At 66.0% G+C, this 24014-nt stretch carries 20 protein-coding genes; 16 read left to right on the forward strand and 4 right to left on the reverse strand.

Annotated features, from left to right (window positions below):
* Positions 1-13: 13 nt before the first annotated feature.
* From gabT to AC1DBN_RS07475, 6 genes are all read left to right on the forward strand, one after another.
* Positions 14-1384, forward strand: a complete 1371-nt coding sequence (gabT, locus tag AC1DBN_RS07450) for a 4-aminobutyrate--2-oxoglutarate transaminase (protein ID WP_477722913.1) — start codon at positions 14-16, stop codon at positions 1382-1384.
* Positions 1385-1923: 539 nt separating this feature from the next.
* Positions 1924-2349 carry a hypothetical protein gene (locus AC1DBN_RS07455; protein WP_091722221.1) on the forward strand — a complete coding sequence of 142 codons (426 nt, stop codon included), beginning with the start codon at positions 1924-1926 and terminating at the stop codon, positions 2347-2349.
* Positions 2350-2351: 2 nt separating this feature from the next.
* Positions 2352-3689 carry a glycosyltransferase family 2 protein gene (locus tag AC1DBN_RS07460; RefSeq protein WP_091722218.1) on the forward strand — a complete coding sequence of 446 codons (1338 nt, stop codon included), beginning with the start codon at positions 2352-2354 and terminating at the stop codon, positions 3687-3689.
* Complete coding sequence (locus AC1DBN_RS07465; RefSeq protein ID WP_477722914.1) at positions 3679-5481, forward strand: polysaccharide deacetylase family protein; 1803 nt, start codon at positions 3679-3681, stop codon at positions 5479-5481. Before AC1DBN_RS07460 ends, AC1DBN_RS07465 begins: the two co-directional genes overlap by 11 nt.
* 56 nt (positions 5482-5537) lie before the next feature.
* Positions 5538-7331, forward strand: a complete 1794-nt coding sequence (locus AC1DBN_RS07470) for a polysaccharide deacetylase family protein (protein ID WP_157693484.1) — start codon at positions 5538-5540, stop codon at positions 7329-7331.
* 42 nt (positions 7332-7373) lie between these two features.
* Complete coding sequence (locus tag AC1DBN_RS07475; RefSeq protein ID WP_091722210.1) at positions 7374-9059, forward strand: endo-1,4-beta-xylanase; 1686 nt, start codon at positions 7374-7376, stop codon at positions 9057-9059.
* A 10-nt stretch (positions 9060-9069) separates the two neighbouring features.
* On the opposite strand, the gene rarD is transcribed toward AC1DBN_RS07475, so the two are convergent.
* Complete coding sequence (gene rarD / locus AC1DBN_RS07480; protein ID WP_091722207.1) at positions 9070-10092, reverse strand: EamA family transporter RarD; 1023 nt, start codon at positions 10090-10092, stop codon at positions 9070-9072.
* Between the two features lie 104 nt (positions 10093-10196).
* On the opposite strand from rarD, the gene AC1DBN_RS07485 reads away from it, so the two are divergent.
* The 8 genes from AC1DBN_RS07485 to AC1DBN_RS07520 all read left to right on the forward strand — a co-directional run bounded on the left by AC1DBN_RS07485 (position 10197) and on the right by AC1DBN_RS07520 (position 19746).
* Positions 10197-11195 (forward strand): DNA topoisomerase IB, encoded by a 999-nt coding sequence (locus tag AC1DBN_RS07485; protein WP_477722915.1) that lies wholly within the window; start codon positions 10197-10199, stop codon positions 11193-11195.
* A gap of 52 nt (positions 11196-11247) precedes the next feature.
* Complete coding sequence (locus tag AC1DBN_RS07490; RefSeq protein ID WP_407681220.1) at positions 11248-12720, forward strand: FAD-dependent oxidoreductase; 1473 nt, start codon at positions 11248-11250, stop codon at positions 12718-12720.
* Between the two features lie 111 nt (positions 12721-12831).
* Positions 12832-14178, forward strand: coding sequence for a helix-turn-helix domain-containing protein (locus tag AC1DBN_RS07495; RefSeq protein ID WP_477722916.1), 1347 nt, complete (start codon positions 12832-12834; stop codon positions 14176-14178).
* A gap of 148 nt (positions 14179-14326) precedes the next feature.
* Positions 14327-15850: an acetaldehyde dehydrogenase ExaC gene (gene exaC, locus AC1DBN_RS07500; RefSeq protein ID WP_091722197.1), complete on the forward strand. Its 1524-nt coding sequence runs from the start codon at positions 14327-14329 to the stop codon at positions 15848-15850.
* 37 nt (positions 15851-15887) lie between these two features.
* A complete protein-coding gene (gene adhP, locus AC1DBN_RS07505) occupies positions 15888-16910 on the forward strand; it encodes an alcohol dehydrogenase AdhP (RefSeq protein ID WP_172829992.1) in 1023 nt (340 codons plus the stop codon).
* On the forward strand, positions 16910-17317 hold the full coding sequence (locus AC1DBN_RS07510; protein WP_091722192.1) for a DUF779 domain-containing protein: 408 nt from the start codon (positions 16910-16912) through the stop codon (positions 17315-17317). Before adhP ends, AC1DBN_RS07510 begins: the two co-directional genes overlap by 1 nt.
* Before the next feature lie 192 nt (positions 17318-17509).
* Positions 17510-19057: an amino acid permease gene (locus AC1DBN_RS07515; protein WP_314214107.1), complete on the forward strand. Its 1548-nt coding sequence runs from the start codon at positions 17510-17512 to the stop codon at positions 19055-19057.
* Between the two features lie 89 nt (positions 19058-19146).
* Positions 19147-19746 carry a TetR/AcrR family transcriptional regulator gene (locus AC1DBN_RS07520; RefSeq protein WP_091722187.1) on the forward strand — a complete coding sequence of 200 codons (600 nt, stop codon included), beginning with the start codon at positions 19147-19149 and terminating at the stop codon, positions 19744-19746.
* 3 nt (positions 19747-19749) lie between these two features.
* Here AC1DBN_RS07520 and AC1DBN_RS07525 read toward each other — a convergent pair whose 3' ends face one another.
* From AC1DBN_RS07525 to AC1DBN_RS07535, 3 genes are all read right to left on the reverse strand, one after another.
* Positions 19750-20385, reverse strand: a complete 636-nt coding sequence (locus AC1DBN_RS07525; RefSeq protein ID WP_314214105.1) for a DUF2461 domain-containing protein — start codon at positions 20383-20385, stop codon at positions 19750-19752.
* Between the two features lie 173 nt (positions 20386-20558).
* Complete coding sequence (locus AC1DBN_RS07530) at positions 20559-22040, reverse strand: catalase (protein WP_314214104.1); 1482 nt, start codon at positions 22038-22040, stop codon at positions 20559-20561.
* A gap of 7 nt (positions 22041-22047) precedes the next feature.
* Entirely contained in the window at positions 22048-22533 is a 486-nt protein-coding gene (locus AC1DBN_RS07535) for a Fur family transcriptional regulator (protein WP_477722917.1), read from the reverse strand.
* A gap of 160 nt (positions 22534-22693) precedes the next feature.
* On the opposite strand from AC1DBN_RS07535, the gene AC1DBN_RS07540 reads away from it, so the two are divergent.
* Together AC1DBN_RS07540 and AC1DBN_RS07545 are read left to right on the forward strand one after the other, a co-directional pair.
* Positions 22694-23395, forward strand: a complete 702-nt coding sequence (locus AC1DBN_RS07540; protein ID WP_091722179.1) for a FadR/GntR family transcriptional regulator — start codon at positions 22694-22696, stop codon at positions 23393-23395.
* A 191-nt stretch (positions 23396-23586) separates the two neighbouring features.
* Positions 23587-24014 (forward strand): lyase family protein (locus tag AC1DBN_RS07545; protein WP_477722918.1); only part of this gene is annotated, 428 nt, incomplete at its 3' end.

Below are 24014 nucleotides of genomic sequence, written 5' to 3' on the forward strand. Positions count from 1 at the left end.
AGGAAAACCCCTCATGACCACCACTGCAGCAGACATCACTTACCGCCTGGAGCAGAAGCGCCGCGTCCAGGCCGACTTCCCCGGCCCCAAGTCCGTGGCACTGACCGAACGCCGCAAGTCGGTCGTCGCGGCCGGCGTCGCCTCCAGCGTCCCGGTCTACGTGGCGGACGCTGACGGCGGCATCATCCAGGACGTCGACGGCAACTCCTTCATCGACCTCGGCTCGGGCATCGCGGTGACCAGCGTGGGAGCGTCCGATCCCGCCGTCGTCGGTGCCGTCAAGGAAGCCGTGGAGCACTTCACCCACACGTGCTTCATGGTCACGCCCTACGAAGGCTACGTGGCTGTGGCCGAGCAGCTGAACCGGCTCACCCCGGGCGACCACGAGAAGCGCACCGTCCTCTTCAACTCCGGCGCCGAGGCCGTGGAAAACGCGGTCAAGGTGGCCCGCCTGGCTACCGGGCGCGACGCCGTCGTGGCCTTCGACCACGCCTACCACGGCCGCACCAACCTCACCATGGCGCTGACCGCCAAGGCCATGCCGTATAAGACCAACTTCGGCCCCTTCGCCCCCGAGGTCTACCGGATGCCCATGAGCTACCCGTACCGCGAGGAAAACCCCTCGATCACCGGTGTCGAGGCAGCCAAGCGCGCCATCACTGCCATTGAGAAGCAGATCGGCGGCGACCAGGTTGCCGCGATCATCATCGAACCCATCCAGGGCGAAGGCGGGTTCATCGTCCCGGCCGAGGGCTTCCTGCCGGCCCTGGCCGCCTGGGCCAAGGACAAGGGCATCGTCTTCATCGCCGACGAGGTCCAGTCCGGCTTCTGCCGCACCGGTGAATGGTTCGCCGTCAACCACGAAGGCGTCGTCCCGGACATCATCACCATGGCCAAGGGCATTGCCGGCGGCATGCCGCTGTCCGCCATCACCGGCCGGGCAGACCTGCTCGACGCCGTCCACCCGGGCGGCCTCGGCGGCACCTACGGCGGCAACCCGGTGGCCTGCGCCGCTGCGCTGGCCTCCATCGGCTCCATGGAGGAGTACGGCCTCAACGCCCGCGCCAAGCACATCGAGGAACTGGCCACCACCAGGCTCAGCGCCCTGCAGGAGGAACTGGCCGGCGCCGGCTCCGCAGTGATCGGTGACATCCGCGGCCGCGGCGCAATGCTCGCCATCGAACTGGTCCAGGCCGGCTCCAAGGAGCCCAACCCGGAACTGACCAAGGCCGTTGCCGCCGCCTGCCTCAAGGAAGGCGTCATCATCCTCACCTGCGGCACCTACGGCAACGTCATCCGGCTGCTCCCGCCGCTGGTCATCACCGATGAGTTGCTGAACGACGGCCTCGATGTCCTGGCCGCCGCCATCAAGGCCAACGCCTAGGCAGGCACCACGGCCAACGCCTCAACAGCAGGCCGCCAAGCACCACGGCAGCACCCCCGCACTGCGGGGGTGCTGCTTTTTGGTTAACAAGTATTTTCGCGTTTTCGGTGCCCTTCTACCGGGGTAACTACCCACTCCCCGCGCCGGGGAAGGCGGACTACCTAATGCCCCCTACTTGCCTGCCCGGCAAACACCTAACCACCCGGTAGTTAAGGCAGGTTGCGGTAAGTATCCCCAAGAATTTTTTGGAGTACTTGGTACTCGTGTTAACCATCCTCAGCTACTCGTAACTTGGACACACCGGGACCCCGGAAAGCGGCCCCTGGAGTGCATCTTTGAGGAGTTTCCGGACGGCGAAGCCCCTCCACAATGACGAACGCCTCACAGCGAAGCGAGTAAGCGCCTACCAACATCCGGACGGCGGCACAGGGTTCGAGCGGCGGCAGCGGCATCACCCCAAACCGGCAAAGGACATCCTGCACAACACAGAGGGGAAACGACGCGATGCAGTTGTCGTACACAGCAAGGGAGGGCCTCCGATGAGGGACATCGAAAGCTTTGCAGTGCCCGCACAGGCCACCTTCGGCCGGGACGGGGCCATGTTCGAAGGCCTGCTCGATTTCGTAGCCCAGCTGAGCCTGGTGCTGTGGGGGCTGGTGGTCCTCACTGTGGTGATCCGCTTCGTTGGCGTGGGCATGTATCGCAGGGGTGCCACCCGCAGGGCACTTGCTGCTGCGCTGGCGGCGCCTGTTCTGACGCCCGGTCCGGTGGCCGCCATGGAAACCCGGACTGAGCGTTCCCCAGCCGGACTCATCGAGGTCATGGCGGCGGACGCCGCCTTCCGGGAAGGCCTGCAGCCCGCCGAGGTTCCTGCCACCGTGGCCGCGCCCGTCCAGGTGCACCGCCGCATCTTCCGCAGCCGGCGCCGGCAGATGCCCGCTCTCGCCAGCTCCACGGAGGGGTGAGCGTGGATTTCGCACTCGTCATCTTCTGGCTGTTCGCCGGCGTCAGCATCCTCTACGTCGTGCACTTCGGCCTCTACCTGGCGGGCGCCAACTTCTACGACATCTGGCAGCAGCGCCGCAAGGGAATGCGGGGCGTGCGGGCACCCGGTGAATTCCAGCCGGAATGCGCTGCATCGGCCACCTGGACCCGCCGGGCCCGCCCCGAGGTGCCCGGGCTGGTATCCATCGTCATCGCAGCCCACAACGAGGAAGCGGTGATCGTCAGGACCCTCGAGTCCATCGGCAAAAGCAGCTACCGGTCCTTTGAGGTCTTCGTCGCCGATGACGCGTCGACGGACCTGACCGGCAGGCTGGTCCGCGACTACCAGCTGCGGCACCCCACCATGGATCTGCACCTGGTCCGGATGCGCCGCAACATTGGCAAAGGCGCTGCGCTCAACTCGGTGCTCCGCCGGCACGCCCGCGGCCAGTTCGCCATGACCCTCGACGCCGATTCGATCATCGGTCCGGAAGCCATCACCAACGCGCTGTCCTACTTCGACGATCCGTGCGTGGCCGGAGTCGCCGCCAACGTGCAGATCCTGGAGGAGACCACCGTGCTCGGCATCCTGCAGCGTTTCGAGCACATGATCGGCTACCGCTCCAAGAAGTTCTTTTCGCTCCTGAACGCCGAATTCGTGGTGGGCGGCGTGGCCTCCACCTACCGGATGCGGGTGCTGCGGAAAGTGGACTTCTACGACACCGACACCGTGACCGAGGACATCGGGCTGAGCGCAAAGATCACCAACCTTGGCAACCGGCGTTTCCGGATGCTCTACGGTGCCGACGTGGTGGCCAAGACCGAGGGCGTGCTCTCGCTCCGCGCCCTGGCCAAGCAGCGCTACCGCTGGAAGTACGGCAGCATCCAGAACCTCATCAAGTACCGCGGCATGATGCTGAACCCGAGCCGCAGGTACACGCCCACCCTGACCTATTACCGGATGCCCATGGCCCTGCTGAGCGAATTCACGCTGCTGGTCTCGCCACTGGCCTGGACGTACGCCGTCTACTGGTCGCTGGCCACGCACACCCCTGCGTTGATCCTCGGGGCCTACGCCACCATCACGGCCTACACCCTGCTCACCGTGTGGATGGACGAGAACCTGACAGTGCGGGAACGAAGCCGGCTTTCCGTCTACGCCCCCACGGCCTACTTCCTGTTCTACATCATGGACCTGGTGCAGCTGACGGCGGCGCTTCGCTGCATCCTGCGCTCCCGAGGCCTCTTCCGGCGTCCCGAAATCAACACGTGGAAGTCACCGCAACGGGCCGGCAGCCTGGTGGTGGCCAATGCCACGTAAGCGCCGGTGGTTCCTGCGTGTGCTGTTGAACCCGCTCGTGGTCATCATGGCTGTGGTGGCACTGATCACCGCCGGCTGGCTGGTGTACACGCGGGACAACGCCAGCATGGCCCAGGCCCGGCCCGGCGCCAACCTGCTCCCCGCCTTCGACCCGTCGGCCGGGGTCACCCCCGCAGCATCCGGCCAGCCGGACCCGGCCGGGCAAGTGGGCGGCTGGACCGTCCGGCGCAGCGCTACCGCAGAGACCTCGCTGGAGCTGGCCGCCGGAGAGCTGCAAAGCCAGGCACTCCGGCTGGACATCACCGGCTACACCGCGGGCGACGTCACGCTGACAACCCCCCGCGTGGACGTCAAGCCCCACCAGACCTACCTTTTCAAGGCCTTTGCCTCCAGCGACACCGACTTCACCCTTCTGGCCCGCCGGTTTCTGGCCGATGGCAGCACCGTCCTGGAACAGCTCCGGAACCCGCTGGAGCGGCCCGGGAACACCCCTTACACGGTGAGCGATGCCTTCGACAGCGGCGAGGCGACAATCGCCGTCGAGTACGTCTTTCGGCTGGCATCGGACGGCGCACTCAAGATCGAAGGAGCCTATCTGGAGCCGGCCAGCGACGTCCTGCTCCTGCCCTCCCCGCCGCCCGGGCCGAACCTGATCCCGAACCCTGGCCTCACGGGAATCCAGCCGGCCGGACCTGATGCATGGTCCCCCTATGCCTCCGGGGCACTGACGGCGGAGTCCGGCCGGAGCCAGGACCCAGGCGGCAGTTACCTCTGGACCCGCATCTCAAACTACAAGTCCGGCGAGGCCAAGTGGCAGTACCAGCCCGTCCCGGTGACCGGTGACAGGTCCTTCGAATTCGGCGCCACCTACCGGTCCGACCGCGAGGTGGATGTGGTGGCCGAGTTCGAGCTCGCCAACGGGGGCCGCGCGTTCCAAAGCCTTGAGACCGTGCTGCCGGCCGGAGAATGGACAACCGTCAGCGAGGCGTTCCAGGCGCCCGCCGGAGCCACCTCGGCAATGGTCACGCTGGTGGCCCACGGGGACGGCACCACCAGCGTCCGCAACTACTCGCTCACCGACACCACGAAGCCCGGCCCCCTCCGCTGGAGCCAGCCCATGGTCTCGATCACCTTCGACGACGGCTGGCAATCGGTGTACGACCGCGCACTCCCGCTGCTGGACCAGCACGGTTTCCGGTCCACCCAGTACATCAACGCCAGTTCCATCGAGACGCCCAACTTCATGACTGCAGCCGAAGTGCAGCAACTGCACCAGGCCGGACACGAAATCGCCGCGCACAGCTACGAACACGTGGACCTGACCTCCATCGGGACGGACCGCCTGGACGACCAGGTCCGCAAGAGCGAAGAGGCGCTGGCAGCGGCCGGCTTTGAAACCAGGGACCTGGCACCCCCGTACGGCCGCCACGACCCGCAGGTGGACTGGTACGCCAACAAATACTTCGACATCGTCCGCGGCACGGACGACGGCATCAATACCCGGCAAAGCCTGGACAAGCAGGACCTGAAGGTCTTCTACGTGACCGACCAGACCACCATGGCCACCCTGTCTGAAGCGCTCGCCGAGACAGCCCGGATGAACGGATGGCTCATCCTCGTCTACCACCAGATCGCCACGCCGCAGTCCACCGGAACCCAGGAGCACAGCATCGCCGCGGACCGGAGCACCATCACCAGCGACGTCCTCGCCGCCCAGCTGCAGCTCGTTGACGACAGCAACATCGAGGTCCAGCCGGTGATACAGGCCTTCGAAAAGCTACAGGGACCCTGACCAGACTTCGGCGGTGTAACCCGGCGCCGCCGGCCACAAAAAGAACGGAACAGCACATGACCGGAACCAGATCCAGCCTGGCGCCCTGGCGCGTCAAGCTCATGAGCACCGTGGTGGCGGTGGTGGCCATGGCCGCCGCGCTGCTGACGCCCGGGGCGGCCAACGCGGCCGTGGACAACCCCGCACCAGGCCCCCTGGTGTCCTTCACCTTCGATGACGGTGCCCAAAGCGCACTGACGCAGGCAGCACCGACCCTCCAGAAGTACGGACTGACAGGCACGAACTACGTCATCACCGGCTGCGTCGGAATGACAACCGTACCCAACACCTGCCGCGCCGACACCGATGTGCCCTACATGACGTGGAGCCAGATCCTGCAGCTGCAGAACACCTACGGCTGGGAAATCGGATCACACACCGTCAACCACCAGTGCCTCGTCAGCGTTGGCAATGACTGCCAGGCGAACAAGCTGACTGCAGCCCAGGTGGAGGCCCAGCTGGCAAACAGCAAGTCGGCACTGGCCGCCCAAGGCATCAACGCCACGGCCTTTGCGCCGCCCTACGGCGACTACGACATGCCGACCATTGCGCGCGTAGCCAAGTACTACAGCTCCATGCGCGGCTTCGCTGACACGGGCAACAACATCTGGCCCCTCGGCGACTACCTGCTCCGCAACGTCCCGGTCCAGGAGGTCACCACACCGGTGGCCGCGCTGAAGGCCCAGGTGGACGCGGCCATCGCCAACAAGCAATGGGTGGTCTTCACGTTCCATGACATCCGGCCCAACCCGAGCCAGGTCCCCGATGACTACCAGTACGGCACCGCGGAACTGGACCAGCTCGCCGCCTACGTGAAGACCAAGGTGTCGGCCGGGCAAATCCGCAACGTCAACGTCAGCAAAGGCCTTGTCACCGGTTCACCGAACCTGATGCCCAACCCGACGTTCAACACCGGAATCGCCGACGGATGGCGCACCGATGCACCCGCCGCCATCACTGCCGACGCCGCGACCAACGGCAGCTTCCCGGACGCGGCCCGGTCCATCAAGATGGTTTCCGGGACGGCCACGGGGCACCTGTTCTCACCGGCCGTGGCGGTGTCACCGACCACGAACTACCTGTTCAAGTCCTACCTGAACGTCGCCGCCATCACCACCGGCGAAGTGGGCTTCTACGTGGACGAATACAACGCGGCCGGGCAGTGGATCTCCGGACAGTTCCGCAAGCGCGAGAACACCAGGTGGGTGGAGGCCATGAACTTCACCTACACGCCCAGCTCCACCAATGTGGCCAAGGCGAGCCTCCAAGTGTGGGTGACAGGCACCGGCATCACGGCCTACCTGGATAACGTGCAGCTGCTCGCACTGACCGCAGGGACCACCCCGCCGCCGCCAACGTCCACCAACCTGGTGGCCAACGGCACCTTCGACGCCGGCATCGGCTCGGGCTGGACCACCGACTCCGCGCCCACCATCGTGGCGGACGCAGCCAACCACGGGAGCCCCGCCAACCCGGTCAACTCCGTCAAACTGACGGCCACAACGGCGAACAAGCACCTGTTCTCACCCCAGGTGGCGGTGACTGCAGGGGCCTACAACATTGCCGGGTACCTGAACGTCACAGCCCGCACCAGCGGTGAGGTGGGCTTCTACATCGACGAGTACAACGCGGCCGGACAATGGATCTCCGGGCAGTACAAACTCGGCGTGGCGGCCTCAGGAGTGACCAACGTGGACCTGACCTACTCGCCAAGCACCACCGCGGTGGCGAAGGCAAGCTTGCAGGTCATCGTCCAGGCCAACTCCGGACTGCAGGCATATTTCGACGACGTCCGCTGGACCAGGCCCTGACGCCCGCTCCAGGATTGAGGTCACCATATGGGAGGAAACAGGATGGCCTGGCGCCCGCGCGCAGTGATCGTGCTGGCGTCCGGCATCCTGCTCGCCCTTGCCGGCTGCACGCCGGACAACCCGGAGCCTGACATGGTGGTGGACCTGCTTCAGCAGGACTGGCAGCACACGCCCGGGGTGACGCCCGACGGCGGCGGGTTGCGGGTGGCGGCCACCTCACGGAGCATCGTGGAACAGGACGGCGGGGGAGGCCAGCCCAACCCGCCGGTCAACCTGGCCGGAACCCACCTCGTGGCCACAGGCGACTTCAGCCTCAGCGCAGCGTTCACCGACGTGACGGCCGATGCTTCCCTGACCGTCTACGACAGCCCTCCGGTGATCGCCGACGAATTCCGGATTGAACCCGCCGGCCTTCGGCTCACCCTGCGCGGCGATGACCTGGACATCGCGGTGTTTGACGGCTCACGCCAGAAGTCCGTCACAAATCCCCAGCCGGCACACGATGAGCGCGTCAAGCTCCAGGACCCCGGGGCCGAACTTACGGTGCGCCGGTCAGGGGACAAGCTCGAGGTGGCCAGCGGAGGGGACACTGTGCTGTCGCAGTCCCTTCGCGGCATCTTCGGCTCCGGGCAGCTGTGGCTGGGACTCGCGAGCGACGGCGGCTCGTTCCAGGTCAGCTCCCTCACCGCCACCGCTCCCGGCGGCGCCTCACTCAGCACCGCGGGCCCCGCCGTCGAGCAGGCAAGCCAGCTGCCCGATGGCCTGCAGGCGCTGGCCGCACGGATTCGTCCGGACTTCAGGATCGGTGCCGCGGTGGCACTCGGCCCGCTGGCCTCGGACGCCGACTACGGGCGGGTGCTCGTAGGGAATTTCGGCGCCATCACCCCGGAGAACGCCATGAAGGCGCAGAATCTTTCCCCGCAGCAGGGAACCTACACCTTCGAAGAGGCGGACGCGATCCTTGCGGTCGCCGAAAGCAAGGGCATGGCCGTGCACGGCCACACCATTGCCTTCACGGAGGCAATGCCCCGCTGGATGCAGGAACTTCCCGCGGGCACCGAAGCGGAGCGCAGCGTCAGTGCACAGGCCCTGCTCGACTACGTCACCGCCGTCGTGACGCATTTCAGGGGCCGGCTCGATTCGCTGGACGTCGTCAATGAACCCTTTGACGTCGACCAAGGCACGGGCTTGCAGCAGAACATCTGGTATCGCGTCTTCGGACCGGCCTACCCGGCCGTCGTATCCCAGGCCGTCTACGCGGCCGATCCGCAGGTGAAGCAGTACATCAACGAGAACGGGGCGGACGTTCCGGGGCGCCGCCAGGACGCGCTGCTCAAACTCGCCCTGGACACGAATGCGGTGGGCGGGCACATTTACGGCGTGGGCCTCCAGGCCCACGTCTACAACCTCGAAACCGATGCCATCCCGGCCGGCGAGCTCACCAAGACACTGCGGAACTTCAAGGACGCCGGGCTGCACGTCCGCATCTCGGAAAACGACGTGGCCGACGACGACGGCACGGACGTCCAGGCCGAGCAGTACGCCACCGTCCTGGCCACCTGCCTGCGCTCCAGCGCCTGCGTCTCTTACACCACCTGGGGCGTGGACAACCGGTACGACTGGCTGATCGACGACGACGGCAGCCTGCAGCAAGGCCACGACTACCTGTTCGAAAACGGGAAGCCGACCCCGCCCTATGACGCGATGCGGAAAGCGCTGGGCGGCTGACCCTGGCCGTTCAGCCGGCAGCCCGCACCGGAGTCCGACGTTTGGACAGCGCGTTGGTCCGGGCGGTTCGAAGCATGTCCACGGTGAGCAGCAGCAGCGCCACCCACACCACGCCAAAGCCGATCCAGCGCTCCGTGGTCATGGCTTCACGGAACACCACCAGCGCCACGATGAACTGCAGGACCGGGGCGAAATACTGCAGCAGGCCGATGGTGGTCATCGGCAGCCGGCGCGCGGAAGCGCCGAAGAAGATCAGGGGAACCGCGGTGATCACCCCGGAGGCCAGCAGAAGCCAGAAGTGCCCGGCACCCTGGGTGGTCAGGGTGGCGGCACCCGAAACGCCGAGGGCCACCATGGCGGCGGCCGCGAACGGTGCCAGCACCACGGTTTCCACGCTGAGGCTTGTCACTGCGTCCACCCGGGGGCCCACTCGCTTCTTCACGAAGCCGTACAGGCCAAAACTGAACGCCAGCGTCAGCGCAATCCAGGGCAGCTTGCCGTAGGAGTAGGTGAGCACCCCCACCGCAATGAAACCGATGACGACGGCGGCCCACTGCAGAGGCCGCAGCTTCTCCTTGAGGACGAACACGCCGAGCAGCACGGAGACCAGCGGGTTGATGAAGTAGCCCAGCGAGGTTTCCACCGCCTGGTTGGTGGTCACACCGTACGTATACGTGAGCCAGTTGACGGCGATCAGGAAGGCCGCCAGCGCCAGGGAACCGAAGACTGCCCGGTTGCGGAGTGCGGCGATCAGGGCGGGCCACGCCCTGGTCACCGTGACCAGCAGGGCGCAGAACAGCAGGGACCACACCACGCGGTTGGCCACGATTTCGACGGCGCCGGCGGGCTTGAGCACGAAGAAGTACAGCGGGAGCAGCCCCCACAGCCCGTACGCTCCGATGCCGAAGAGGATTCCCGCCGTCGTGTCCTTGTCCGCGGCCTTGGTGGCCGCCGCGTCCGAACGGGCCGGGGCAGTAGCAGGGGGATGAGAGGCGGGGGAGGAGGAAGCATCGGGGTTCGGCACGGAACCCATAACATCAGCAGCGGGCACGGTATTCCAAGCGGCGGGTCCGAAATCCGGCAATTAGTCAGTACGCTTGCTTTCATGGATTGTGCCTACCTGCCGGACGTGGCCCCATGAGGCTCCGGCGCAGCAACGCCTCGGGCCGTGGCTACCGCCGGATTGCCGCCGGAAAAGGTTTCAGCTACCGGGACCTTGACGGATCAACGCTGCCGCCAGGCCCGGTGCGGGAGCGGCTGGAAAGCATCGGTATTCCGCCGGCGTGGACCGACGTGTGGATTGCCCCGTTCGAAAACGGGCACATCCAGGCCACGGGCGTGGACGCTGTGGGCCGCCGGCAGTACATCTACCACCCGCAATGGCGGGAGCGGAAGGACCGGCTCAAGTTCGACCGTTCGCTGCAGCTCGCCGAGTCGCTGCCGGTAGCCCGCCGCCGGGTCACCATGGACCTGCGCAGCGAAGGGTTCACGCGCGAACGCGTGCTGGCCGGAGCCTTCCGGATGCTGGACAGCGGGTCCCTGCGGGTGGGATCGGAGCGGTACACCAACGAGAACGGCAGCCGCGGACTGGCCACACTGCTGTGCGCCCACGTCCAGGTGCGCAAGGACCGGATCCTGCTCAGCTTCCCGGCCAAAAGCGGCAAGGACTGGGAGTCCGAAATCCGCGACGCCGACCTCGCCGCCCTGGTGCCGCTGCTCAAACGGCGCGGTGGCAACGCCCGGCTGCTGGCCTACAAAGACGGCCGGAGCTGGCGGCCGGTCACCAGCGCGGACATCAACGCCTACGTCAAGGAACGCACCGGCTCCGACTTCACGGCGAAGGACTTCCGCACCCTGCGCGGCACCCTGGCAGCGGCGGCCAGCCTGGCCCGGACCGGAACGCAACCAACCGTGGCCAAGCGGAAGCGGGCTGTCAGCCGGGCCATGATGGACGCGGCCGAGGTACTGGGGAACACGCCGTCGATTGCCCGCAAGAGCTACGTGGACCCGCGCGTCGTGGACCACTTCAACGACGGCGAAACCATCGACCCCCACCGGATCGAGTCCGCCGAAGCTGAGCTCCGCGCCCTGCTGTACCGCGAAGGTGACGTTGTACCGCTGGCGAAAAGCGGCTGAGGCCTAGAATGGGAAGCTGTTGCGCCACCCAACGAGGCGCACCCCGCGAATCATGCATGTGATCAGGCCAGAAGGGCTCCCGGTGTCCACTCCCAGCGCTACCAGCTCCACCCGTCCCCTCCGCGTCGCCATTGTGGGCGCAGGACCGGCGGGCGTCTATGCTGCGGACATCCTCACCAAGTCCAGCGGCGTGAAGGACGGAGACTTCGAGGTCAGCATCGACCTGTTCGAGGCCTATCCCGCACCCTACGGCCTGATCCGCTACGGCGTGGCCCCGGACCACCCCCGCATCAAGGGCATCGTCAACGCCCTGCACAAGGTCCTGGACCGCGGCGACATCCGCTTCCTGGGCAACGTGACGTACGGCCGCGACCTCACCCTCCACGATTTCCGCGCCTTCTATGACGCCGTGATCTTCTCCACGGGGGCCATCAAGGACGCGGACCTGGACATTCCGGGCATCACCCTCCAGGGATCCTTCGGCGGCGCGGACTTCGTCTCCTGGTACGACGGCCACCCGGACGTTCCGCGTGACTGGCCGCTGGAGGCCAAGGAAATCGCCGTCATCGGCAACGGCAACGTGGCCCTGGATGTGGCCCGCATGCTGGTCAAGCACCCGGAGGAGCTCCTCACCACGGAAATCCCGGACAACGTCTACCAGGGACTGAAATCTTCACCGGTCACGGACGTGCACGTCTTCGGCCGCCGCGGCCCGGCACAGGTGAAGTTCACCCCGCTGGAACTGCGCGAACTCAGCCATATGAATGATGTGGACATCGTCCTGTACCCCGAGGACTTCGAGTTCGACGAAGCCTCGGACGAGGCCATCCGCAGCAACAACCAGATCAAGACCATGGTGAACACGCTCACCAACTGGCTGGTGGAGGAGCACGCGGAATCCGAGAATCCCTCCTCCCGCAGGCTGCACCTGCACTTCCTGCACAGCCCCGTGGAGATACTTCCGGAGGGCGGGGACTCCGCCGGCGGCAAGGTGGCGGGCATCAAATTCGAGCGCATGCAGCTCGATGGCACCGGCAATGCCAAGGGCACGGGGGAGTACGTGGAGTACCCGGTCCAGGCCGTCTACCGCGCCATCGGCTACCACGGCTCGGCGCTGGACGAACTGGAATACGACGCCAAACGCGGCGTCATCCCCAACGAGGGCGGCCGGGTGCTGGACGCCGCAGGCAACCCCGTCCCGGGCATCTACGCCACCGGCTGGATCAAACGCGGCCCGGTAGGGCTCATCGGCCACACCAAGGGCGATGCCCTGGAAACCATCGGCTTCCTGCTGGAAGACCGCCTCACGCTGCCGGCGGCCAGCAACCCCGACCCGCAGGCAATCATCGACCTGCTGGAGGAACGCGGCATCGAGTACACCACGTGGGAGGGCTGGAACAGGCTCGATGCCCACGAGGCAGGCCTCGGCGCCGCCTGGACCGGACCGGAAGGCCTGGATCACGTGGTCCGCGAGCGCATCAAGGTGGTTCCGCGCGAGGACATGATCCGCATTTCCCGCGGCTGAGGCCCCGCTCCCGCCGGGGACCGGTGCCCGCTACAATGGCGAGCATCCCTTGGCCGGCGTGCTGACGCCGTGTCCTAAGACAGCACAGCAGCACAGCAGCACAGGAGTTCGATGAAGAACCTCACCCAGCCGGAGCCGCTGCAGCGCAGTGCCCTCGCCGCCCACGAGAAACTCGATGGCGGCCGCTTTCCTGATGCTCCCGACATTCCCGGCCTGCGCTCGCTGATCAGAGAGTCCTGGCTGCGCTCGGCCGGGTTCAAGGCCAACCCGGACAACCCCGCCGCGCCGCTGGCCATGGACCACGACGAGCTTGAGGACTACCGGAGCCGGCATCCGCTGGCCACCATCATGCCGGTCATCAACAAGCTGCTGGTCCAGCCCAGCCACGACACCGGGCTCCTGGTGGCGGTGGGCGACGAGGTGGGCCGGCTGCTGTGGGTGGACGGGGATCCGTCCCTGCAGCGCCGCGCGGAAGGCATGATGTTCGTTGCCGGCGCCGACTGGTCCGAAGCTACGGTCGGCACCAGCGCCCCGGGCACTGCCCTGGCGCTGGGCCGCGGGATCCAGATCGCCGGCGCCGAGCACTACCAGCGGGCCGTCCATCCCTGGAGCTGCACTGCCGTCCCCTTCCACGACCCCGATTCCGGCGCGCTGCTGGGGGTTGTGGACATCACCGGAACGGCGGCCGCGGTGGCCCCGCACACCCTGTCCCTGGTGGAGGCCACCGTGGCGGCAGCCCAGGCGCAGCTGCGGGTGGAGCGGCTCCAGGCCGCGGCGCAGCTGGCGGCCACGCCCGTACGACGCCGGTCCACGGCATCCGCGGCCCGCGCACCGGGGGCCGGCGCCCGGGAGGGGAGCCTGTACCGTAACAGCCTCCAGTTGCTGGGACGTGACCAGGCACTGCTGAGCATCGACGGCAAGACAGTTGCGTTGTCCGCCCGGCACAGCGAGATCCTGGCCCTGCTGAGCACGCACCCGGACGGGCTGAGCGCCGAGGAACTGTGCGTCCTGCTCTACCCGGCCGAGGGTTCCAGCATCACCCTGCGGGCCGAAATGGTGCGCCTGCGGAAGGTCCTGCAACAGCTCGACCCCGGCGCCGTGCCCGAATCCCGGCCCTACCGGCTCCCGCTGGACCTGGTGCCGGACAGCGGCCAGGTGCTCAGCTGCCTGCAGCGCGGCGCCCACCGCATTGCGCTGGAAATCTACCGGGGCGCAGTGCTGCCCAGGTCCGAGGCGCCGGGCATCGCCGATCTCCGGAACAAGGTCTCGTCACTCCTGCGCGAGGCTGTCCTTACCGATGGCAGTGCCGATTCGCTGCTCCGCTACGCCGCGCTCCCCGAGGCAAGGGACGACGTCGGGATCCGCCGTGCTGCGCTCCGCCTCCTGCCGCCGCGCTCACCCAAGCGCGCCGCCGTCGTCGCCGAACTGGAACGGCTGGAAGCCGAACTCAGCGCCTAAGGCGTGGCGCGCCGTCGTACGCGCCCCAAAAGGTTGCGGTGACCTGCGTCACCTTGTTGCAACGTTGCTGCAACCCCCCTGCTCCTACGCTGGCTGCATCGGCTCATCCCGTACGGGAAAGCCTTCTGCACAGCAAAGGAGCTACGCAATGACCGTTTACGCACAGCCGGGTACCGAGGGCTCGAAGGTCACCTTCAAGGACCGTTACGAGAACTGGATCGGCGGCGAATGGGTGGCCCCGGTCAAGGGCCAGTACTTCGAAAACATCACCCCGGTGACGGGCAAGGCGTTCTGCGAAGTGGCCCGCGGCACCGCAGAGGACATCGAACTCGCGCTCGACGCCGCACACAAGGTTGCACCGTCCTGGGGCAAGACGTCCGTGGCCGAGCGCGCCGCCATCCTGAACAGGATCGCGGACCGCATCGACGAAAACCTCGAAATGCTGGCCGTCGCCGAATCCTGGGACAACGGCAAGCCCGTCCGCGAAACCCTCAACGCCGACCTCCCGCTCGCCGCCGACCACTTCCGCTACTTCGCCTCGGCGGTCCGGGCCCAGGAAGGCTCACTTTCACAGCTCGACGACGACACCACCGCGTACCACTTCCACGAGCCGCTGGGTGTGGTGGGCCAGATCATCCCCTGGAACTTCCCCATCCTGATGGCCGTCTGGAAGCTGGCTCCCGCGCTGGCCGCCGGCAATGCCGTGGTGCTCAAGCCCGCCGAGCAGACGCCGTCGTCCATCCTGGTCCTCATGGAGCTCATCGGCGACCTGCTGCCCGCCGGCGTGGTCAACGTGGTCAACGGCTTCGGCGTGGAGGCCGGCAAACCCCTCGCCTCCAGCTCCCGGATCCGCAAGATCGCCTTCACCGGCGAAACCACTACCGGCCGCCTGATCAGCCAGTACGCCAGCCAGAACCTGATCCCGGTCACCCTGGAGCTCGGCGGCAAGAGCCCGAACATCTTCTTCGGCGACGTCGCCCAGGCAAACGACGCCTTCTACGACAAGGCCCAGGAAGGGTTCGCCCTGTTCGCCTTCAACCAGGGCGAAGTCTGCACCTGCCCGTCCCGCGCCCTGGTGCAGGAAGACATTTACGACTCCTTCATGGCCGACGCCGTGGCCCGCGTCGAGAAAATGGTGCAGGGCAACCCGTTGGACACCGAGACCCAGGTGGGCGCGCAGGCCTCGAACGACCAGCTGGAGAAGATCCTCTCCTACATCGACATCGGAAAGCAGGAGGGCGCAAAGATCCTCACCGGCGGCGCCCGCGCCGACCTGCCCGGCGACCTGGCCGGCGGCTTCTACGTCCAGCCCACCGTCTTCGAAGGCCACAACCGGATGCGGATCTTCCAGGAGGAGATCTTCGGACCCGTGGTGGCAGTGACGAAGTTCAGCGACTACAACGACGCCATGGGCATCGCCAACGACACCCTCTACGGGCTCGGTGCCGGCGTCTGGTCCCGCAACGGCAACATCGCCTACCGGGCGGGCCGCGAAATCCAGGCCGGCCGCGTCTGGGTCAACAACTACCACGCCTACCCGGCGGGTGCCGCGTTCGGCGGCTACAAGTCCTCAGGCATCGGCCGCGAGAACCACGCGATGATGCTGGACCACTACCAGCAGACCAAGAACCTGCTGGTCAGCTACAACGAGAACAAGCTGGGCTTCTTCTAAGCCCGGATCCACACCTCCATCAACGCAAGGATCGCCAATGACGACGACAATGCAAGCAGCAGTGGTCAACACCTTCGGTACCGAGCTCCAGGTCCAGGAACTGCCCATCCCCACCCCGGGTCCGGGGGAGGCCCTGGTGAAGGTCCTCACCACCGGTGTGTGCCACACCGATCTCCATGCAGCGGAAGGCGACTGGCCCGTCAAGCCCACGCCGCCGTTCGTGCCCGGCCACGAAGGCGTCGGTGAAGTGGTGGCCCTCGGCGCAGGCGTCACCGACCTCGCCGTCGGCGACATGGTGGGCAACGCCTGGCTGTGGTCCGCCTGCGGTGACTGCCAGTACTGCCGCACTGGCTGGGAGACCCTGTGCGAGGCACAAAAGAACGGTGGCTACAGCGTGGACGGGTCCTTTGGCGAGTACATGCTCGTCAACACCCGGTACGCCGCCCGCATACCGGCGGGATCCGACCCCGTCGAGGTGGCGCCGGTGCTCTGCGCCGGCGTCACCGTCTACAAGGGCCTGAAGATGACGGAGGCGCAGCCCGGACAGTGGGTCACCATCTCCGGGATCGGCGGGCTGGGCCATATTGCCGTGCAGTACGCCGTGGCCATGGGCCTTCGGGTGGCCGCCGTCGACATCGCCGATGACAAGCTCGCCCTGGCGAAGGCCCACGGGGCGGCCCTGACGGTCAATGCCCTGCATGAGGACCCGGCGGAGGTGATCCAGCGCGAGACAGGAGGTTGCCATGGGGTGCTGGTTACCGCGGTGCACCCTTCAGCGTTCGGGCAGGCCATCGGCATGGCCCGCCGTGGCGGCACCATTGTGTTCAACGGGCTGCCGCCGGGCGATTTCCCGGCGCCGATCTTCGAGATTGTGCTCAAGGGCCTGACCGTCCGCGGCTCCATCGTGGGTACCCGGCAGGACCTGGAGGAGGCCCTGGACTTCTACGCCCAGGGAAAGATCCACCCCACCGTCTCAGTCCGGGAATTGTCCGAGGTCAACGCGGTCTTCGATGAGATGAAGCACGCAAAGATCGACGGCCGCGTGGTCCTGAGGTTCTGATGTCCCCGGACAGCCTGCAGGCCGCCGTGACGATGCCCGGGGAGGACTTCTCCCGGGTGGCGCTTACGCCGGACGCTGCAGACCTGCTGCGCCTGCTGTGGGTGCAGCACGGGCCGCTGATGTTCCACCAGTCCGGCGGTTGCTGCGATGGATCCTCGCCGATGTGCTATCCGGCCGGGGACTTCCTGACCGGCGACGCGGATGTCCTGCTGGGGCTGTTCGACCTGTCCGACGGGCTGGAGCCGCAGCCCCTCGAATTCTGGATGTCCCGGGAGCAGTTCAACTACTGGAGCCACACCCACCTGACGGTGGACGTGGTACCCGGCAGGGGCAGCGGCTTCTCCGTGGAGGCGCCGGAAGGCAAGCGCTTCCTCATCCGCTCAACCCTGATGGACTGGCCGGCCTAGGCAGAAACCGGCGAATCCATTGATTCGGTTCAAAAGCGTTTGGGCCCCTCATTTCGAGGGTCCCAAGCGCTTTTGGCAGAACAAAGTTCTGCACTTTGGTCGTCTCACTATTCGGGACGATTGTGACCGTCCACTGGATGGACACTACGGTTGATAGGTCTGTTTCCTTCACAAATCAGGATTGTGATCCCTATGAACCTTCTCCGGACCAAACCCATCGAGCAGTCGATCGCCGACGCCGATGAACCCGGACGCAAGCTCAAGCGCTCCCTCAGCACGTGGGACCTGATGATCATGGGCGTCGCTGTTGCCGTCGGCGCCGGCATCTTCTCCGTGGGTGCCAAGGCCGCCGCCAACTTCGCCGGCCCGGCGGTGACCGTGTCCTTCGCCATCGCTGCCGTAACCTGCGCGCTGGCCATCATGTGCTACGCCGAGTTCGCCACTGCCATTCCGGTGGCCGGCTCAGCCTACGTGTTCACCTACGCCACCATGGGTGAACTCCTCGCCTGGATCATCGGCTGGAACCTGATCCTTGAGCTCTTCACGGCTGCGGCAGTGATCGCCAAATACTGGGGCATCTACCTCAGCAAGGTGTTCGCCCTGATGGGCGCCGACGTTCCGCCGGCGCTGACCATCGGCGGCGTGGACCTGTACTGGGGCGCCTTCCTGATCGTGGCCATCTTCACCGTGCTGCTGGTACTGGGAACCAAGCTCTCCGCCCGGGTGGGCAACATCTTCACCCTGATCAAGATCGGCGTCGTCCTCTTCGTGATCGTCGTGGGCTTCACCTACGTCAAGGTCGAAAACTACGCCCCCTTCGTCCCGGCAGCTGAACCCACCGGCGGCACCGGTGCCGCAGATGTCCTGAAGCAGTCCTTCTTCGGCTTCCTGACCGGTGCGGCGCCGGCGCAGTACGGCACCCTTGGCATCTTCGCCGGCGCCGCGCTGGTGTTCTTCGCCTTCATCGGCTTCGACGTGGTGGCCACCTCCGCCGAGGAAGTCAAGAACCCGCAGAAGACCCTTCCCCGCGGAATCTTCGGCGGCCTGGCCGTGGTGACGCTGCTCTACATCCTCGTCTCCCTGGCCTTGACCGGCATGGTGTCCTACACCCAGCTGGCCGAAGCGGACAACCCCACCCTCACCACCGCCTTCGAGGCCGTGGGTGATACGTCTGCCGCCAAGGTCATCGCTTTCGGATCGCTGATCGGCCTGACCACCGTGATCATGGTGCTCCTCATGGGGCTGTCCCGCGTGGTCCTGGCCATGAGCCGCGACGGCCTCCTGCCGCGCTCCTTGTCCAAAACCAGCGACAAGCGCTCCACCCCGGTACGGCTGCAGATCATCTGCGGTGCGGCAGTTGCCTTGGTGGCCGGCCTGACCAACGTTGACCTGCTCGAGGAAATGATCAACATCGGCACCCTCTCGGCCTTTGTGGTGGTGAGCCTGGGCATCCTGGTGCTGCGCCGCAAGCGCCCCGACCTGAAGCCGGCCTTCCGGGTTCCGTTCGGCAAGGTGCTCCCGGTGGTCTCTGCCGTGCTGTGCCTCTACCTGATGACCAACCTGGCAGTGGAGACCTGGATCTTCTTCGCCATCTGGCTTGTCATCGGCCTGGCAATCTACTTCGCCTATGGCCAGCGGCACTCACGCCTGAACGAACGGTTCAGCGCCGCCAACGCCGCAGTCAACGGCAGTGCCGCCGAGTCCAAGTCCGGCGACGAGGACGAATTCACCCGCGCCTGACCTGTTCCTGCCAATGCCCGCCCGGCTGCCGTCCGGGCGGGCATTCGCATGTCCCGCTCCGGGATGGAGCCCGCTCATAGGATGGATGCATGGCACGCCCCACACGACCCGAACGCAAAGCCGAACTGCTGGGCGCCATCCAGGACTACCTCATGGACAAGACCCTCACCCAGCTGACGTTCCGCAGCCTGGCCGAGGGCCTGGGCATGAGTTCCTACGTGCTGGTGTACCACTTCGGCAGCAGGGACCAGCTGATCAACGACATCGTGGTGTCCATCGAGTCCCGGCTGGACCGGCTGCGCAGCACCGACGTCCGTGAGATTGACCGGGCAGCATGGCGCGCTTTCCTCCTCGATTCCTGGCAGTGGACCATGGCCCAGCGCAACCGGCACCTGACCCGCCTGGAGTTCGAGGCCGCAGCCCAGGACATTGTGGCGGCGGAACCCCGCGGGACCTCCCGGGAGCATTTCCGCATGCTGCACCACCAGACGCGTGACTGGCTGATGGTGCAGGGCATCGAGGAAGAATTCGCGGATACCGACGCCCGGCTTTTCACGTCCACGTTCTACGGGCTGCAATTCGACTTCGTGGTGATGAACGAGCCCGAGGCCGCCACCCAAGCGTTCGAACTGATGCTGACGGTCTTCTTCAACAACCTCGAGGCCCGGCTGGCGGCGGCCGGGCAGTAGCTGTCACGGGGCGGCGTACCGGCCCACCCACTCTACAAGGGGACGCAGCTCCCGCCACCTGCGGGCAATCTCTTCGCTGGCCGCCGTCGTGGACGCCCACCCGGGCTGCCCCAGCTCAACCCCCGCGGACAGCGACTTATGCTTGAGCAGCTCCGCACGCGGATGGTCCTTGCCGAACCCCCGGGGGACTGTCTTGAGCTTCTCGCCCTCAATGGCGAACCCGGCGCCGGCCAGTGAATCCACGATGTCCTGCAGCCCGGCCCCGCTGGCAGAGGCATCCGCAGCAGCCCGGAACCGGGCCAGCTGGGCAGGAGTGTGCGAGTGGTAGCCGCCGCCCACCAGCAGCCCGTCGGCGCTGACCTGGAGGTAGAAGCCCACCCCTTCCTGCCGGGTTGCGAAGGCACCCTGGGCGGTCTTGTACGGGGATTTGTCCTGTGAGAACCGGACGTCCCGGTAAGGCCGGAACAGTTTGGCCGGCCCGAATTCCGGCTCAAGTCCGGCCAGGAGCAGTTCCAGCGGCTCCCGGACCGCGGAATCATAGGTGGACTTGTGCTCCAGCCACCACTCACGGTTGTTGTTGTCTTCGAGTTCCTCGTAGAAGCGGAAGGCCTCCGGCGGAATCCCTGCGAAAGTGTCCATGTACGGAGCCTAGAACCGGCAGGCACCGGGGAACAGTGGACCGGCAGCCGTATGTGCACAACGCAGAAGGTGCAGGCGAATATGTGGACAAACGCAGAACACCCCGCCCGGAAAAATCCGTGGCGGGGTGTTCCTTTCATGCAAGATCCGGGGACTTGCCCCGGTACCGGCTGTTAGCCGATCTTGTTGGCTGCTTCGGCGTCGGAAACCGGTGCGGCACCCAGGTTGGCGCGCAGCTTGGCGCCGAGCTCGGCGTCAACGTTGGTCCAGTACTGGATGGCGCGTTCCTTGATGTCGGAGCGCTTCACGCCGCCCACGGCACCGGTGATGGTTTCGAGGAAGCGGGCCTTGGTGGCTTCGTCGTAGACCTCGCGGTACAGCGCGCCGGCCTGGACGAAGTCGCCGTCCTCAGCGTGGAGGGAGTGCGCGGCGAGGGTCAGCTCGCCGTCGTTCTCCCAGCCGCCGGCCGTGTTCTGCGGCTCAACTGCAGCCGGGCCGCCGAAGGTGTTCGGGGCGTAGACCGGAACGGAAGGCGCGTTGAACTGGAACCGCCCCTGGCCGTCCTGGCTGTAGTTGTTGACCTCGTTCTTCGGCTGGTTCACGGGGATCTGGGCGTGGTTGGTGCCAACGCGGTAGCGGTGGGCGTCAGCGTAGGAGAAGATGCGGGCCTGCAGCATCTTGTCCGGGGACGCGGCGATGCCCGGCACGAAGTTCGACGGCGCAAAGGTGGCCTGCTCGATCTGCGCGAAGTAGTTCTCCGGGTTTCGGTTCAGCTCCATGGTGCCCACCTTGATCAGCGGGTAGTCAGCGTGCGGCCAGACCTTGGTCAGGTCGAACGGGTTGAAGCGGTAGGTCTTGGCATCCTCGTACGGCATGACCTGGACGTGCAGGTCCCAGGAGGGGAGGTTGCCGGCTTCGATGTTCTCGTGCAGGTCGCGGATGTAGAAGTCCGCATCCGAGCCGGCCAGTGCTTCAGCCTGGTCGGACGTCATGTTCTTGACGCCCTGGTTGGACTTGAAGTGGTACTTGACCCAGAAACGCTCGCCCTCGGCGTTGATCCACTGGTAGGTGTGCGAGCCGTAGCCCTGCATTTCACGCCAGGAGGCCGGGAGGCCGCGGTCACCCATCAGCCAGGTGACCTGGTGGGCGGACTCGGGGGACAGGGTCCAGAAGTCCCACTGCATGTCGGCGTCGCGCAGGTGGGTGCCCGGCAGGCGCTTCTGGGAGTGGATGAAGTCCGGGAACTTGATGCCGTCGCGGATGAAGAACACCGGGGTGTTGTTGCCCACGAGGTCGTAGTTGCCCTCGCTGGTGTAGAACTTCACGGCGAAGCCGCGCGGGTCACGCCAGGTGTCGGGGGAGCCGTTCTCGCCGGCGACGGAGGAGAAGCGGATCAGCATCTCGGTCTCGGCGCCCGGCTGCAGGAACGCGGCCTTCGTGTACTTCGAAATGTCCTCGGTGGCCTTGAACGTACCGAATGCGCCGCCGCCCTTGGCGTGCACTACGCGCTCCGGAACCCGCTCGCGGTTGAACTGGGCGAGCTTTTCCACCAGGTAGTGGTCAGTCAGGATGATGGCACCGTCGGCACCAACTGACTTCGAGTGGGCATCGGACGTAACCGGTGCACCTGACTGGGTTGTGGAAATGGCAGTCATTGTTCTCCTATTTCTCGTTTATCTGCAGGGGAGGATTGAAAGTCTGTTTCTGGGACTGCTGGCAGTCCTGGCAAATGCCCTGGTACATGACGTCGGCGATCTGGATGGTCATCGGCTTGGCGTCCGGGTTCCAGCGCGGGGTGAGACAGGGAGCGTGGCCGACGGCGCAGTCCACGTCTTCCACGCGTCCGCAGCTGATGCAGATGGCGTGGTGGTGGTTGTCGCCCACGCGGGTTTCGTACAGTGCCGGGGAGTGCGGCGGCTCAAACCGGCGGAGCATGTGCAGGTCCGTCAGGTCTCCGAGTACCACGTAGACGGACTGTGCCGTCAGTTCCGGAAGCTCGGCGCGGGCTGCAGCCAGGATGCTTTCGGCGGGGGAGTGGGGGTGGCTTTCGACGGCGGCGAGTACAGCGAGCCGCTGCTTGGTCACCCTGCGGCCGTGGGCACGCAGGGCTGCAGCCCAAGCGTCCTGGCCGTCAAAGTGTTCCGTCATGGAACCCATTAGACCACTTATTTTGACTATCTCACAATAAGGCGCGGCTAACCTTGTAGCCGTCCTCCGCACCAGCGGGCCCGCGCGCTCGGGGCGTGGTCAGCGTCCAGTATGTCGGCGCCTTTTGACAGGCCCTGTGACTACTGCCATAGTCGTTATTATGGACCTGTTGGACAGCTGGACAGCTAGACAAGAACCGGTGGTGCGCGTTGGTGCGGCAGAGCAGGTTTTTGCCTCGCTTCGCGGTGCCATAGAAGCCGGACAGATCCCTGTCGGCACCCGCCTCGACTCGGAAGCGGCGCTCGCCCGGCAGTACGGCGTGAGCCGGACCATGGTCAGGGAGGCGCTGCGTTCATGCACCGCCTTGGGGCTGACAGCCACCCACACCGGCAAGGGGACCTTTGTCATAGCAGACAAGGTCGCCCGGGACCTTAAGCTCGGAAAGTACTCTGCCAGCGCCCTCGTGGAAGCCCGGCCCCATGTCGAGGTACCCGCTGCAGGCCTGGCCGCCCAGCGGCGCACCAACGAGGACCTGGAAGCCCTTCGGGAAATCCTCCGTGAAATGGCGGAGGAGGACGATATCCAGCAATGGGTGCTCCTGAATACGGAGTTTCACATGACCATCGCCCGGTGCAGCAGGAACGGCGTCTTTGAATCATTCCTGTCGGACATCTGTGAGGCCATGGCAAACCAGTCAAGCACCCTCAACCTGGTGGCCGACCGGCGGAAGGAATCAGGCGACGAACATGCCCGGATTTTCGCTGCCATCGAGCGGGGCTCGGCCGACGACGCGTCCCAAGCCATGACCATGCATCTGCATGGCGTGGAGTGTGCCCTCGGCACCATCGTCCCGGGAGGCTGACCGGCCAGGACAGATTTCCCTGCGGCAGCCAACCGGATCTGCCACAGTCCGTAGTCCACCGGACAATCTGAGCGCCATCCCTGCATGTCCTTCGCTCCACACGCTGGTTCACCCTGCCCTTTTTGAACCCTGCCCTTTTTCAGTCCATCTTTTTCGTCCACGCCCGACAACGAAGCCTTGTGAGGACCCCCTTGACTACCATTGAAACCGCCGTCTCCATCCACGTCCGGTCAGAGCATGATTTGCTGGGTGACCGCGATGTTCCCGCGGAGGCATATTGGGGCGTGCATACCCTGCGCGCTGTGGAGAACTTTCCCATCACCGGGCAGCCGCTCTCCACCAACATGCATCTGGTCCGCGGCCTGGCAGCGGTCAAGCTCGCCGCCGCCCGCACCAACCGGGACCTTGGCCTGCTGGATGCCGAGCGCACCGCAGCCATCGAGCAGGCCTGCCAGGACATCCTGGACGGCAAGCTTGCCGAGCAGTTCGTGGTGGACGTCATCCAGGGCGGCGCGGGAACGTCGTCGAACATGAACGCCAACGAGGTCATCGCCAACCGTGCCCTGGAAATCCTTGGCCACCCCAAGGGCGACTACGCACGGCTGCACCCCAACGACCA

The sequence above is a fragment of the Pseudarthrobacter sp. 10T415 genome (assembly GCF_056394175.1).